The organism is Rhodococcus sp. RD6.2 (genome assembly GCF_001040705.1).
In the GTDB taxonomy this organism is placed as follows: domain Bacteria; phylum Actinomycetota; class Actinomycetes; order Mycobacteriales; family Mycobacteriaceae; genus Rhodococcus_G.
Genome location: NZ_CVQP01000008.1, coordinates 274,072 through 287,743, shown reverse-complemented (window position 1 = coordinate 287,743; position 13,672 = coordinate 274,072). Strand labels below are relative to the sequence as shown.

The 13,672-nt window shown below is 68.2% G+C and carries 16 protein-coding genes; 10 read left to right on the top strand and 6 right to left on the bottom strand.

Going from position 1 to position 13,672, the window contains the following annotated elements; translation table 11 throughout:
* Positions 1–13 precede the first annotated feature (13 nt).
* Entirely contained in the window at positions 14–250 is a 237-nt protein-coding gene (locus RHCRD62_RS18095; protein ID WP_050066269.1) for a DUF3039 domain-containing protein, read from the top strand.
* Here the strand turns inward: RHCRD62_RS18095 and RHCRD62_RS18090 are convergent.
* Positions 223–1,425, bottom strand: a complete 1,203-nt coding sequence (locus RHCRD62_RS18090) for a YihY/virulence factor BrkB family protein (RefSeq protein WP_084734345.1) — start codon at positions 1,423–1,425, stop codon at positions 223–225. The two genes, RHCRD62_RS18095 and RHCRD62_RS18090, sit on opposite strands and share 28 nt — an antisense overlap.
* A 235-nt stretch (positions 1,426–1,660) precedes the next feature.
* Here RHCRD62_RS18090 and RHCRD62_RS18085 point away from each other — a divergent pair, with 235 nt between their 5' ends.
* Positions 1,661–3,403 (top strand): DEAD/DEAH box helicase, encoded by a 1,743-nt coding sequence (locus tag RHCRD62_RS18085; RefSeq protein ID WP_050066116.1) that lies wholly within the window; start codon positions 1,661–1,663, stop codon positions 3,401–3,403.
* Positions 3,404–3,507: 104 nt separating this feature from the next.
* Here RHCRD62_RS18085 and RHCRD62_RS18080 read toward each other — a convergent pair whose 3' ends face one another.
* On the bottom strand, positions 3,508–3,705 hold the full coding sequence (locus tag RHCRD62_RS18080) for a DUF7455 domain-containing protein (protein WP_050066115.1): 198 nt from the start codon (positions 3,703–3,705) through the stop codon (positions 3,508–3,510).
* Positions 3,706–3,941: 236 nt separating this feature from the next.
* Here RHCRD62_RS18080 and RHCRD62_RS18075 point away from each other — a divergent pair, with 236 nt between their 5' ends.
* The 4 genes from RHCRD62_RS18075 to RHCRD62_RS18060 all read left to right on the top strand — a co-directional run bounded on the left by RHCRD62_RS18075 (position 3,942) and on the right by RHCRD62_RS18060 (position 6,658).
* Positions 3,942–4,274, top strand: a complete 333-nt coding sequence (locus RHCRD62_RS18075; protein WP_050066114.1) for a DUF952 domain-containing protein — start codon at positions 3,942–3,944, stop codon at positions 4,272–4,274.
* A 48-nt stretch (positions 4,275–4,322) separates the two neighbouring features.
* Positions 4,323–4,805, top strand: a complete 483-nt coding sequence (locus tag RHCRD62_RS18070) for a cation:proton antiporter regulatory subunit (protein WP_050066113.1) — start codon at positions 4,323–4,325, stop codon at positions 4,803–4,805.
* Between the two features lie 3 nt (positions 4,806–4,808).
* The gene (locus RHCRD62_RS18065) at positions 4,809–6,020 is read left to right on the top strand and encodes a cation:proton antiporter (protein WP_050066112.1); all 1,212 of its coding nucleotides are present in this window, start codon (positions 4,809–4,811) and stop codon (positions 6,018–6,020) included.
* Between the two features lie 263 nt (positions 6,021–6,283).
* Positions 6,284–6,658 (top strand): rhodanese-like domain-containing protein, encoded by a 375-nt coding sequence (locus tag RHCRD62_RS18060; protein WP_050066111.1) that lies wholly within the window; start codon positions 6,284–6,286, stop codon positions 6,656–6,658.
* Between the two features lie 188 nt (positions 6,659–6,846).
* On the opposite strand, the gene RHCRD62_RS18055 is transcribed toward RHCRD62_RS18060, so the two are convergent.
* Both RHCRD62_RS18055 and ppgK read right to left on the bottom strand, forming a co-directional pair.
* Complete coding sequence (locus RHCRD62_RS18055; RefSeq protein ID WP_050066110.1) at positions 6,847–8,211, bottom strand: RNA polymerase sigma factor; 1,365 nt, start codon at positions 8,209–8,211, stop codon at positions 6,847–6,849.
* A gap of 121 nt (positions 8,212–8,332) precedes the next feature.
* Positions 8,333–9,142 carry a polyphosphate--glucose phosphotransferase gene (gene ppgK / locus RHCRD62_RS18050; RefSeq protein WP_084734344.1) on the bottom strand — a complete coding sequence of 270 codons (810 nt, stop codon included), beginning with the start codon at positions 9,140–9,142 and terminating at the stop codon, positions 8,333–8,335.
* Between the two features lie 150 nt (positions 9,143–9,292).
* On the opposite strand from ppgK, the gene RHCRD62_RS18045 reads away from it, so the two are divergent.
* Entirely contained in the window at positions 9,293–10,138 is an 846-nt protein-coding gene (locus RHCRD62_RS18045; RefSeq protein ID WP_050066109.1) for an inositol monophosphatase family protein, read from the top strand.
* Between the two features lie 10 nt (positions 10,139–10,148).
* Here RHCRD62_RS18045 and cei read toward each other — a convergent pair whose 3' ends face one another.
* Entirely contained in the window at positions 10,149–10,832 is a 684-nt protein-coding gene (gene cei / locus RHCRD62_RS18040; RefSeq protein ID WP_050066108.1) for an envelope integrity protein Cei, read from the bottom strand.
* A gap of 507 nt (positions 10,833–11,339) precedes the next feature.
* Here cei and RHCRD62_RS18035 point away from each other — a divergent pair.
* Complete coding sequence (locus RHCRD62_RS18035) at positions 11,340–11,642, top strand: DUF4193 domain-containing protein (RefSeq protein WP_050066107.1); 303 nt, start codon at positions 11,340–11,342, stop codon at positions 11,640–11,642.
* Between the two features lie 172 nt (positions 11,643–11,814).
* Here RHCRD62_RS18035 and RHCRD62_RS18030 read toward each other — a convergent pair whose 3' ends face one another.
* Positions 11,815–12,291 carry a DUF3093 domain-containing protein gene (locus tag RHCRD62_RS18030; protein ID WP_050066266.1) on the bottom strand — a complete coding sequence of 159 codons (477 nt, stop codon included), beginning with the start codon at positions 12,289–12,291 and terminating at the stop codon, positions 11,815–11,817.
* 75 nt (positions 12,292–12,366) lie between these two features.
* On the opposite strand from RHCRD62_RS18030, the gene dut reads away from it, so the two are divergent.
* Positions 12,367–12,858, top strand: a complete 492-nt coding sequence (gene dut / locus RHCRD62_RS18025; protein WP_050066106.1) for a dUTP diphosphatase — start codon at positions 12,367–12,369, stop codon at positions 12,856–12,858.
* Entirely contained in the window at positions 12,858–13,670 is an 813-nt protein-coding gene (locus RHCRD62_RS18020) for a DUF3710 domain-containing protein (protein WP_050066105.1), read from the top strand. Before dut ends, RHCRD62_RS18020 begins: the two co-directional genes overlap by 1 nt.
* Positions 13,671–13,672 lie beyond the last annotated feature (2 nt).

Genomic DNA, 13,672 nt, shown 5'->3' with positions numbered 1-13,672 from the left:
TCATCATGGACTGGTGAGCACTGTGACCAAGGAACGTCCCGACACCACCACCGACGAAACCACGGACGACGACGCCCCCAAGTTCTTCCACTACGTCAAGAAGAACAAGATCGCCGAGAGCGCCGTGATGGGTACCCACGTCGTCGCACTGTGCGGCGAGGTGTTCCCCGTGACGAAGTCGGCCAAGCCCGGATCACCCGTGTGCCCCGAGTGCAAGAAGATCTACGAGGGACTTCGTCCGGGGGAGTGACCCTGGTCGACCGGCGCGGCCGGCTGGCGTGTCGGTAGTTCGCAGGCGTCCGCATCCGCGGAGTCGGGCGTCTCGTGTCTGCCCCGGTCCGGGTTCACGATGCGGATCGGAGCGGATGCGAGACGCCTCGTCAGTGTGGTCACCGCGCCGGAGTCGGTCGGGTTCGATGCGGTCTGCGCCGCCAGCCATTCCCGGACCTGCTCCATTCGTGTCGCCCGCGCCGGCCAGAACTCCTGGATCGTGGCGTTGAACTGTGCACCGAGAACGACGGCGAAGCCGAGGAAGAACGTGAACAGCAGGAACGCGATCGGTGCTGCCAGTGCGCCGTAGGTGTACCCGGTCTGGGTGATCCACGTCAGATAGCGCCGCAGCACCGCGCTCGCCGCCATGAAGAACACCCCCGCGAGCAGCGATCCCCCGAGCAGTCGGTGCCACGGCAACGACTTCGGCAACGCCACCTTGTACAGGGTCGTGAGTCCCGCGATCAGCAGCAGGCCGACCGCCGGATAGTAGAAGGTGTCCACCAGCTGCGATCCGACGTCGTACCAGGCCTCGGGCATCGCCCGGCCGACCAGGGTCGGACCCAGTGCCACCAGTGGCAGTACGAACACCGCCACGATCAGGAACATCACGTACAGCAGCAGCGCGAAGATCCGCTGCCACACCGGGTGCCGGGCGTCCTTCTGCCCGTGCGCCTCGACGATCGAGTCGACGAACGTGGCGATCGCCGACGACCCCGCCCACAGGGACAGCAGGAAGCCCGCGGAGATGATCTCCGGCCGGCCCCGGCCGAGCACGTCCGTCAGCGTCGGCTGGATCAACTGGTCGACGACGTTCTCGCTGAACGCGGACCGGCTGAACGTGATGATCTTCGACTCGATGATGCCGACGGTGTCCGGGCCGAACCAGCCGCCGACATAGCCGATGCTGCCGAGAAGCCCGAGCAGCAGAGGCGGCAGCGACAGGGTCTGCCAGAACGCCGCCGTCGCGGACTTGCCGAAGATCGAGTCACCCCACGCCTTGGCCGCGGTTCGCCTGACGACCAACCAGGTCGTCCGAAGCGGATGACGGCGTTCCTGCTCCGCGTCCCCGTGGTGGGTGGGCAGTTCGGCGGGCAGATCGGAGGGCGCCGCGGGTGTGCCACCCGGGTGCTCCTCGCCGATCGGTTCGCTCATGGTGCCTCAAGCATCCCTGACGGCGTGTCGCTCGGCCGCACCGGAGGTGTCGTGTCGGACAACACCTCCGGTGACGTCGGACCAACACGGAACCGTTCTCGTCACTGCTCGTAGTGGCGAGGGTGACGCGCGCCGCGGAATGCGGAGAACGTCGGTGGTGAGGGTTAGGCTCGTGCGGCAGTTGTCCCGGTCGAGATCGACCCGCAATCGAGAAGGAGCGGACGCGACAGTGCTCATGGGGGACACCGAATCGCTCACGACGAGCGCAGCATCGGCATCGTCCGCACCCGCACCCAGCCTCCGTGCCTGGCAGCGGCGTGCTCTGACGAAGTACCTGGCGACCAAGCCGCGGGATTTTCTCGCGGTCGCGACGCCGGGCGCAGGCAAGACGACCTTCGCCCTTCGGGTTGCGGCCGAGTTGCTCGGCGACCGGACCGTCGACCAGATCACCGTCGTCGCGCCGACGGAACACCTCAAGCACCAGTGGGCCGAGTCCGCCGCGCGGCTCGGAATCGCGCTCGACTCCAACTTCACGAACTCGACCGGTCAGACGTCCGCCGACTACCACGGCGTGGTCGTCACGTACGCGCAGGTGGCGTCGCACCCGACGAAGCACCGGGTCCGTACCGAGAACCGCCGCACCCTCGTGATCCTCGACGAGATCCACCACGGCGGTGACGCCAAGAGCTGGGGTGACGCGATCCGAGAGGCGTACGACCCCGCGACGAGGCGCCTCGCACTCACCGGAACGCCGTTCCGCAGCGACGACTCCGCCATCCCGTTCGTGCAGTACGAGCCGGACCACGAGGGTCTGATGCGGTCGAAGGCCGACCACGCGTACGGATACTCCGATGCGCTCGCGGACGGCGTCGTCCGCCCGGTCGTGTTCCTCGCGTACTCGGGTGAGGCGCGGTGGCGGAACAACGCCGGCGAGGAGTTCGCGGCCCGGCTCGGCGAGCCACTCTCCGCGGAGCAGACGGCGCGGGCGTGGCGCACCGCGCTCGACCCGAGCGGCGACTGGATCCCCGCCGTCCTCGGCGCCGCGAACACCCGACTGCAGCAGTTGCGGGCCGGCGGAATGCCCGATGCAGGCGGACTCGTGATCGCCACCGACCAGACCGTGGCCCGCGCATACGCGAAGATCCTCGAATCGATCACCGGGCAGCCCCCGACCGTCGTTCTGTCCGACGACCCGACCGCGTCGAAGCGGATCGCCGAGTTCAGCAACAACACCGAACCGTGGATGATCGCCGTGCGCATGGTGTCGGAAGGAGTCGACGTTCCGCGCCTCGCGGTCGGTGTGTACGCAACCAGTTCCTCGACCCCGCTGTTCTTCGCGCAGGCGATCGGCCGCTTCGTGCGGTCCCGCGCGAAGGGGGAGACGGCGAGCGTCTTCGTGCCGTCCGTTCCGGTGCTCCTCGACCTGGCGAGCCAGCTCGAGGTGCAGCGCGACCACGTCCTCGGCAAGCCGCACCGCGAGAAGGACGGCCTCGACGACGACCTGCTGGCCGACGCCAACAAGCAGAAGGACGAGCTGGGCGAGGAGGAGAAGGCGTTCACCTCGCTCGGCGCGGACGCCGAACTCGACCAGGTGATCTACGACGGCTCCTCGTTCGGAACAGCGACGTTCGCGGGCAGCGACGAGGAGGCCGACTACCTGGGACTGCCCGGACTGCTCGACGCCGATCAGATGCGTGCGCTGCTTCGTGAGCGTCAGGCCGGTCAGATGGAGAAGAAGTCACAGGAGTCCGCGGTTCACGTTCCGGCTCCCGCGGCGTCCGAGCGGGTCGAGTCCGCGGCGAAACTGGCCCAGCTGCGCAAGGAACTGAACAGTCTCGTCGCGATGACGCACCACCGCACCGGCAAGCCGCACGGCTGGATCCACGGCGAACTGCGCCGCGTCTGCGGTGGCCCGCCGACGGCGATCGCTACCGTCGACCAGCTGACGGATCGGATCGCCGCACTGCGCAAGTGGTGACCGATCGGCGCAAGTGGTGACTGATCGGCCGTCCCGACACAACGACAGTGCCCGCACCCTGATGGGTGCGGGCACTGTCGTACGAAGGGGTTCGGCTGTACGCCTCAGATCGCTGCCTCGACGGCGCCGGACACGATCGTCGCGTTCATGGCGCGAAGCCGGTCCGAATGCTCGTTCGCATGGTGCTGGCAGAACAGGAGTTCTCCCCCTGATGTGAGGAGCGCGCGAACGCGGGCTCCTGCACCACACCGGTCGCACCGGTCGGCTGCGGTCAACGGGGCGGTGGTCAGTGTCTCGGGCATGACTCCTCCGTACTGGCCGCCGGCGTGACCCGGTGGCCTGGTGCGTGCTCCGCCGTGCCGTCTGGCGCGGTGGACTCACTCTGTCAGACGTTCGGCGTTCGAGCATTGTTCCCGAGGGTGTTTCTTTGTGGTTTCACTAACAGGAGAAATCCGACACGAGTGACGTGCCTCACTCTTTCGGGTCTGTCCCGTCCGCGGGATACGCTCCGCGGGTGACGGATTCGAACCTCGTACACATGTGCACTGCCGCGGAGTGGGAGAGCTGCCGCGAGGCAGGCAGCCGCGTCCCCGACAACTTCGACGCCGACGGATTCGTGCACCTGTCGACCCGCGACCAGGTGCATCTCCCGGCGAACCGCCTGTTCGCCGGGCACACCGACCTCGTCCTGCTCCACCTGGATCCGTCGCAGCTCGGGGCCGAGATCCGTTGGGAGCCGGGAGTCCCCACGGACCCGGATTCGATGCTGTTCCCGCACCTCTACGGCCCGCTCCCCGCGGCCGCCGTCACGGCCGTCACGCGGTATCGACCGGGCGCCGACGGGCGGTTCGGGACCCCGCCGCCACCGTGAATTGACGGTGTCGCGGCCGAAATCCGCCCGCGGCGCTACCGTTGAGACATGAACGTGGAAGTGACCCCGCTACCCGGAATCGGGGTGCGGAAGGACTTCGAGCTGACCACCGGGCGGCGCGTCGGTGTCGTCGCCTTGCGTGACGGTGGCCTCGACCTCATCGTGTCCAAGAAGGGTGACCCCGACTCCTGTCAGGCATCGGTTCGACTGACCGACGACGAGGCTGCCGTCCTGGCGAACCTGCTCGGTGCCCCGCAGTTGGTGTCGCAACTGCGCGAGGAACACCGCGACCTGCCCGGGATCTCCACCCGACAGCTCCCCATCGGCGAGGAATCGCCGTACGACGGGCGGACGCTCGGCGAGACCGCGATGCGTACCCGGACCGGTGTCTCGGTCGTGGCCGTGATGCGGGCCGGCCAGGTGTACCCGTCGCCGAACCCCGACTTCAACCTCACCGAGGGTGACCTCCTCGTCGCCGTCGGCACCTCGGACGGACTCGACGCAGCCGCCAAGATCCTGCACAACGGGTGATCGGTGAGTGGCACCGCACTCGCGCTGATCGAACTGGGCGCGATCTTCTTCGTACTCGGTGTCCTCGGTCGACTCGCCAGTCGGGTCGGAATGTCGCCGGTACCGCTCTACCTTCTCGGTGGCCTGTGCTTCGGGCAGGGCGGTTTCATCTCGCTCGGTGATGTCAGCGAGTTCGGGCACATCGCCAGCGAGATCGGTGTCGTGCTGCTGCTGTTGCTGCTCGGACTCGAATACCGGGCATCCGAGCTTGTCACCGGGCTGCGGAAGTCGTGGATGGCTGGCGTCGTCGACCTCGTGCTCAACGCGCTGCCGGGTGTGGTCGTCGCCCTGTTCCTCGGGTGGGGTCCAGTCGGCGCACTTGTGATGGGCGGCGTCACCTACATCTCGTCCTCCGGCATCGTCGCCAAGGTACTCACCGACCTGGGACGCCTGGGCAATAGGGAAACGCCTGTCGTGCTGTCGATCCTCGTGTTCGAGGACCTGACGATGGCGGTGTACCTCCCGATCCTCACCGCGGTCGTCGCCGGTGTCGGGGTGGTCGGCGGACTACGGGCAATGATCATCGCGCTCGCCGTGTTGGTGGTCGTGCTGATCGTTGCCCTGCGCTACGGGCACGTGGTGTCGAACCTCGTCGACGCCAAGGAACGCGAGGTGTTCCTGCTCAAGCTTCTCGGCGCCGCCCTGCTCGTCGCGGGCTTCGCCTCCGCCCTGCAGGTGTCCGCGGCCGTCGGGGCGTTCCTGCTCGGCATCGCGATCTCGGGGTCGACCGCACGCAACGCCACCCAGGTGCTCGAACCGCTGCGGGACCTGTTCGCGGCGATGTTCTTCGTCGTGTTCGGACTCAACACCGACCCGGCGACCATCCCGCCGGTTCTGGCGTGGGCGGCCGTCCTCGCAGTGGTGACGGCCGGAACGAAGGTCGCCACCGGAGTCTGGGCGGCCCGTAGGCAGGGCATCGCGCGGATGGGACAGGCCCGTGCCGGCGCCGCCCTCGTGGCGCGTGGCGAGTTCTCCATCGTGATCGCGGGCCTCGCGGTGTCCGCCGGCGCGGTCGAAGGCGAACTGGCCGCCCTGGCGACGGCCTACGTGCTGCTCATGGCCGTGCTCGGTCCGGTCGCCGCCCGGGTCGTCGAACCGTTCATGCAGTGGGTGACACGCGAGCGGCCGCCGGACAGTGATCCGGCGGCCGCTCGTGAGGGCATCGGGGAGATCTAGGCTCCCGGCGCGCCCCGAGCGTCGGGCGTGAAACATCGTGGATTGAACTGGGAACGGATTGCCGATACCGGGGTCGGCCCCGGTCGTGACGAGACGATCGTCAGACACGACGTGCCGGCCTGATCCAGACCCTCCGCGAACCCGTCCGGTGTCCCACCCGGGCGGGCTCGTTTCGTTCGGTCCCCGTCGGCGGCCGGGCGTGTCGCTAATACCCCTGGGGGTATTAGCGCGGTCGATCTGTTTCCGACCCGAGGAGTGTTCCCGTGCTTCGTCGATTTCGCCCGTTGCTGCTGGGTGCCGCTCTCGCTGTGTTCGCCGTGTTCCTGACCGGATGTGCGGGCGACGAAGCGGCGACGGCGGTCGGCCCGGGGACGGTGGTCCTCGACGTACGGACACCGGGGGAGTACGCGGACGGGCACCTCGAGGGCGCCCGGAACATCGACCTCCAGTCCGCGACGTTCGATTCGGAGATCGCGGCCCTCGACCCCGACGCGGAGTACGTCGTCTACTGTCGCTCGGGCAGTCGCTCGGCGCTGGCTGCCGCACGGATGGCGGACGCCGGTGTCGTGAACGTCACCGACGCGGGCGGCATCGACCGGGCGGCAACCGAGACGGGCCTGCCGATCGTGGTGGGATAGCCGGGCCGGGTGACGCCGTTCACCCTGTACGCGGTGGGTCAGCTGCCACTGCGCGAGGTCCGGCGACGGACCGATGTGGCTCATGTTCTATTCGACGCCGTCGCCATCCCGACTGTCGCTGTGCAGGGCATAGAACTGTGCCCTGACCGCTATCGCAGCAGGTCAGGGCACAGTTACTCGAAGTAAGCCTAGTCCAGGTAGTCGCGCAGAACCTGGGACCGCGACGGGTGGCGCAGCTTCGACATCGTCTTCGACTCGATCTGGCGGATGCGCTCGCGGGTCACGCCGTACACCTGACCGATCTCGTCGAGGGTGCGGGGCTGACCGTCCGTCAGACCGAAGCGCAGTCGCACGACCCCCGCTTCACGCTCGGACAGCGTGTCGAGCACCGACTGGAGCTGATCCTGCAGCAGCGTGAACGACACCGCGTCGACGGCGACGACAGCCTCGGAGTCCTCGATGAAATCGCCGAGCTGGCTGTCGCCCTCGTCGCCGATGGTCTGGTCGAGGGAGATCGGCTCACGCGCGTACTGCTGGATCTCGAGGACCTTCTCCGGCGTGATGTCCATTTCCTTCGCCAGCTCCTCCGGAGTGGGCTCGCGGCCCAGATCCTGGAGAAGCTCGCGCTGGATGCGGCCGAGCTTGTTGATGACCTCGACCATGTGCACCGGGATACGGATGGTGCGGGCCTGGTCTGCCATCGCGCGGGTGATCGCCTGACGGATCCACCAGGTGGCATAGGTGGAGAACTTGTAGCCCTTCGTGTAGTCGAACTTCTCGACGGCACGGATCAGACCGAGGTTGCCCTCCTGGATGAGGTCGAGGAACGCCATTCCTCGGCCCGTGTAGCGCTTCGCCAGCGACACCACGAGGCGAAGGTTCGCCTCGAGGAGGTGGTTCTTGGCACGGTTGCCGTCACGGCAGATCCAGTTGAGGTCGCGGCGCTGCGCGACCGGCAGCTTCTCGCCCTTCTCGGTGAACTCCTGCATCAACTGCGTCGCGTAGAGGCCCGCTTCGATGCGCTTGGCGAGTTCGACCTCCTCCTCGGCGTTGAGGAGGGCGACCTTGCCGATCTGCTTCAGGTAGGCGCGAACCGAGTCCGCGGACGCGGTGAGTTCGGCGTCCTTACGTGCCTGGCGAAGGGCCTCGGACTCCTCCTCGTCCCAGACGAAGTCGCCGGACGCCTTGTCCTTCTCGGACGGCTCCTCGGTCTCGGCGTCGTCCTCGACGACGATCTCCTCGACGACCTCTTCGGTCAGTTCGCCCTCGGGACCGTCGAGTTCGGCTTCGTCGTCCTCGAGGCCGTCGGCATCGGGATCGCCGGCCTTGGCGGTCGCCTTCTTCGCCGCGGTCTTCTTGACGGCGGCCTTCTTGGCGGGAGCCTTCTTCGCGGCGGCCTTCTTGGCGGGAGCCTTCTTCGCCGCGGCCTTCTTGGCAGGAGCCTTCTTCGCAGCCGCCTTCTTCACGGGGGCGGTACCGGCGACGGCCGAGTCCTGAGCAGTGCCTGTGTCGGCAGCGGAGTCGGCGGTCTGACTGGTTTCAGTGGCGGCCACGTACGCCCTTTCGTGACGGAGTCGTGCGGCGTCACGCCAGAGTGATTTCCGGCGGAGAGGTCAATTGATTTCGGCCGGCTTTGGACGTCGGCCTCACCATTGTAACGATCGCGGCGGGGTGCTATCGCCCGATGCTGGTCACGGACGCGAGAGCGGCCCCGGCGATGCCCGCCGTGTTCCTCAAAGTGGCCGCCACGACGGGGGTGCGAGTCGTCAGGTGCGGGATCCACTTGTCGCCCTTTCGGCTGATCCCGCCGCCCACGATGAACAGGTCCGGCCACAACAGCTGCTCGTACCGTTCGAGTACCCGTGAGACCTCCTTCGCCCAGTCCTTGTACGAGAGGTCCTTGTGTTCCTTGACTGCGGACGAGGCCCGGTGCTCGGCTTCCTTCCCGTCGACCTCCATGTGGCCGAACTCGGTGTTCGGCAGGAGCACGCCGCGGTTGAGGATCGCCGATCCGATCCCGGTGCCGAACGTCAACAGCATGACGACGCCGTCGACCTCCTTGCCCGCGCCGTACCGGTCCTCGGCGATCCCCGCCGCGTCCGCGTCGTTGAGGACCGAGACCGGACGTCCGCCGAGGGTTCGTGAGAACAACTCGGCGGCGTCGGTTCCGATCCACGAGTGGTCGATGTTGGCCGCGGTCCGGGCGACGCCGGACGTGACGACCGCCGGGAGGGTGATACCGACCGGTCCGGCCCATTCGAACCGGTTCACGATCTCCAGGACCGTCTCGGCGACCGCGTCCGGCGTCGAGGGGTGCGGAGTGAGGATCTTCTGCCGCTCGCCGACCAGCTCCCCGGTGTCCAGATCCACGACGCCACCCTTGACGCCGCTGCCTCCGACGTCGATTCCGAGTGCATGGTTACCGCTTGCGAGAGGGGTGGCTGCTGAGGCGCTGCCCGGCTCCTGCTGTGCCGCATCCGTCATGCGAGCCACGATAGTGGCTACCGGGGCTGCACGTCGGGAAGCAGTGGGGGACCATGGGGCGTGCCGCTTTTCGACGATCATCCCGCTGTCCGTGACCACGTCGTCGCCGATTCCACGCCCGGTTCGGTCGACCCTCGAACACTTAGGGAGGTGGCGGTCCGGGTCGCCGTCGAGGCCGCCGCCCACGCGTCGACTCGACGTCCGCAGGTGTTCGCCTCGGTGGGCCACGCGGTCCGGGAGACCGAGGCGGGCACAGGCGCGGGCGCCGTCGACACCAAGAGCACACCGACCGACCCGGTCACGGTGGTCGACACCGAAACCGAGATCCTCATCCGTGCCCGGCTCGCCGACCTGCGACCCGGAGATGCGGTCCTGGGTGAGGAGGGCGGCCGCGACGGTGGACCCGAGGGCATCCGGTGGGTGGTCGACCCGATCGACGGCACCGTGAACTTCCTCTACGGGATTCCCGCGTACGCGATTTCGGTGGCGGCGCAACTCGACGGCGTGTCCGTCGCGGGCGCGGTCGTCGACGTGGCCGGGGGAGCTGTGTACTCGGCCGCACGGGGGCATGGTGCCACGTTGCACGAGGCCGACGGAGCGGTCCATGTACTGCGGTGCACGACGGTCACAGAGGTGTCGATGTCGTTGCTCGCCACCGGGTTCGGCTACGCGGCAGGGCGGCGGCAGCGGCAGGGCGAACTCATCGCAGCCCTGCTACCGCAGGTCCGTGACATCCGCCGGATCGGTTCGGCGGCACTGGATCTGTGCATGGTTGCGGCCGGCAGGGTCGACGCGCACTTCGAGCACGGGCTGAGTCCCTGGGACTGGGCCGCCGGTTCGCTGATCGCGGAGGAGGCGGGTGCCGTGGTGATGTTGCCGTCGCCGGAGTCGACGAGTGCCGACGGTGATGTCACGGTCGCGGCGGCGCCCGGTGTCGCGGCGGCACTGGAGGCCACGCTGGCCGGGATCGGGGCACTGGATCCGATCCCGGCGTGAGCGTGGGCTGTCAGCAGTGTGCGGTGCGCGCCGCGTTGAGCAGGTCGATGTCGACGGCGCCCGCGCTGCCGGGAGCGGTCGTCTTCAGTGCGGCGAGAACTTCCTCGGCGTCGGTGTTCGGCTGGATCTTGCGGAAGTAGGTACCGAGCGCGAGATCGACGACGTCATCGGTGCGCGCGTCCTGTACCAGTTCCGCACACGGCATGGCCAGCCACAGTGAGCTGGCCGCGGCGAGACCGTTGGTTCCGAAGCGGATCTGTCCCTGGCACTGCATGTTCTGATCGGTGTACACCGGGTCGTTTCCGGACTGGACGTCCGGTGCAGAAGCGAACCCGTAGTCGCTGAGCTGTGACGCGACGTCGGCGGCCTGGCCGCGCTCGCCGTTGGCGTTGAACACGCGGACCCGGGTCGCGGCGAGCGGCGCGGGCTCGACGTCGAGGAGCGTCGAGGCGGACACGACGTCGCCGAGTGGTTGCGGTTCCGGGTCTCCGGCCTCGAGCGGTCCCGACGTCGACGGCGGGTTGCACACGACCGGCGCGGACAGTTCGGCGGGCTTGGTGAGGATCCGGAACCACACGACGGCACCGAGCACGGCGAGCACAGTGATGAGGATCATCACCGGGAGTGCACGGCGGTACGGATACGGCTTGCCGTTCGGGTCCGTCGACCGGCCGTCGGTGATCAGTGAAACCACGTTGCGTCCTGACCTCTCGCTGTTCGGGGTGCGCCGGCCGGCCCCGGTCGGGGAGAGCCGTTGGGGGCGCGGATCTGCTGCTGCGCTTGGCACAGCGTAGTGAACGCGGGGGCATGCGGACGACACCGGACGGGGCCCTGCGCGCCTCGCGGGTGGGAGTCGCCGGTGGGGTGCCGTGGCAGTGGGTGACACCGGCCGCCGACGGCCCGGAATGTCTGGGTCCACGGGAGTGTTGGTGCCGATTGTCCGATAATTTGCGGGCCACGGCGAAATGAACCGCGACTTTTTCGCGTAGTTCGGCTATTGTCTGGCCGCCTGATGATGACAGGACGAGGGCTCTACGGTGCGCTACCGGAGGAGAATGTGAGGCGAATCATAATTCGCCTGACGAACTTCCGGTACCACTTTTCGTTCTGGCGCGTTGTGTAGCGGGACTGCACCAGGTGGTACGCCCACGAGGGCGTGGGGACGGGGACAGATGACGAGAGAGGACGAGGGGAAGACGAGATGGCAACCGACTACGACGCACCGAGGCGATCGGAGTCCGACGAGGTGTCGGAGGATTCGCTGGAGGAGTTGAAGGCGCGACGGAACGAGGCTCAGTCCGCGGTCGTCGACGTCGACGAGTCCGACACGGCGGAGTCCTTCGAACTGCCGGGCGCCGACCTGTCCGGCGAGGAACTGTCGGTTCGGGTGGTTCCGAAGCAAGCCGACGAGTTCACCTGCTCGAGCTGCTTCCTGGTTCACCACCGGAGCCGACTCGCCAGCGACGCGAACGGCGTGATGATCTGCATGGACTGCGCCGCCTGACGCAGTGAACGACGGCCGCGCCGACCTGTCACGGTCGGACCCGACGGGGTCCGACCCGGGTGGACTGCGGTTCGAGGACGTCGGCATCTGACCGACCTTGCGCCCGCAAACGCCCGTGGCCGACCCGAACGATCGGGTCGGCCACGGGCGTTTCGGCTGTGTGAGTCCGAGCTCAGCTCGCGTCGGTACGCCAGCCGAGGGCGGCAGCGAGTTCGCGCGGGTGCCGCGTGCTCACCAGCCAGTACGGCGTCGGATCCTCGGGATCGTCGAGGACGATCAGCAGCATCGGCCCGATCCACGTCCGGTTCTGAACGAACGCCGCGGGATCGAGCTGCCTGCCCAGTGCCGCCGACTTGGCCGACCCGGGCACGACCGCCACCCGGGCGATCGCGTCCACGGGCAGGTGTGCGCGTCCCACTCGCAGCTCGCCCTCACCGGAACCGGGGCCGGGCACGACCTCGACCTGCAGGCGGCTGAGCCACAGCAGTCCCCATGCAGGGATCGGGATCAGCACCACGTACGGCAGCCAGGAGACGAGGCCGGGCGCTCCCATGTTCACCTCGACGGCGAGCAGGATCGCGATCGCCAGGCCCGCAACCCACCACCACAGCGGGACGCGGAGGCGCTCGGAATACTTCGTGATCCCCAGTGGCGCAGGGGTGGAGGACGGTTGGTTCGCAGGTCCGGGCTTTACAGGCACACACTCAGAGTAGTCTCGGTCCACGTGAGCGATCTTCCTGCCGTCGAGTTGAAGCGCCTCGACCCCGAGACACCACTGCCCCGACGTGCCCACGAGGGCGATGCCGGCGTCGACCTCTGCTCCACCGTGGACGTCACCCTCCACCCCGGCGAGAGGGCTCTCGTCGGTACCGGTATCGCGATCGCCCTGCCGATCGGGACCGTGGGGTTGATTCATCCGCGGTCGGGTCTGGCGGCGAAATCGGGGCTGTCCGTGGTCAACACGCCCGGCACCGTCGACGCCGGATACCGAGGCGAGATCAAGGTCTGCCTGATCAACCACGACCTCCACACCCCGATCGAGATCCGGCGCGGGGACCGGATCGCGCAGCTGCTCGTGCAGCGCGTGGAACTGGTGACGTTCATCGAGGTCGACGAACTGGACGAGACGAGCCGGGGCACCGGCGGCCACGGGTCGAGTGGCGGACACGCGCTGCTCCACGCGGTGCCGGAGCCGGCCGAGGGAGAGGCGCAGTGATGTTCGGACGCAAGAAGAAGACCGACGCAGACGAGACACCTGTCGAGTACGACGTCGCCGACAGCAACACGGACACCGACGAGTTCCCGGCACTCGGTACCGAGGACCGAGGCCCGTACGACGCGACCGACTTCGAGGATGCGGAGCCGACCGAGGGGCGCCTCGACCTCGGGTCGGTTCTCGTTCCGGTTCCGGACGGCGGGCAGATCCAGGTCGAGATGTCCACCGACGGCTCACCGCAGGCCGTCCATCTGGTCACGCAGTACGGACGCATCACCGTCGCGGTGTATGCCGCACCGAAGTCGCCGGGGCAGTGGCGCGAGGTCGCGGCGGATCTGGCGGACTCACTGCGCGGTGACAACGCGCAGGTCTCCGTCGAAGGTGGGCCGTGGGGCCGCGAACTGCACGCCGTCACTCCCAACGCGGACCTCCGCTTCATCGGCGTGGACGGCTACCGGTGGATGATCCGGTGCGTCGTCGCGGGGCCGGCCGGAACCGCGGGCGTGGATTCGGACCTGGCGCGGGTCGCGCGGGAAGTGCTGAGGGAGACGGTGGTCCGGCGCGGCGACGAGCCGCACCCGGTGCGCACGCCGCTGCCGGTGGTCCTTCCGCAGGTACTCGCCGACCAGCTCGTGGCCGCGCAGCAGCAACAGGTGCTCGCGCAGCAGCAGGCCGCTGCCGCGCAGGCCGAGGCGCAGCGTCAGGAAGCGATCGCGGCGGTACAGGCGCAGCAGGCGAAGGACGCCATGCCACCCGAGCAGCGCCCGGGTGGCGGCGGTTCGGCGATGCAGCAGATCGAGCGCGACTCGTAGGA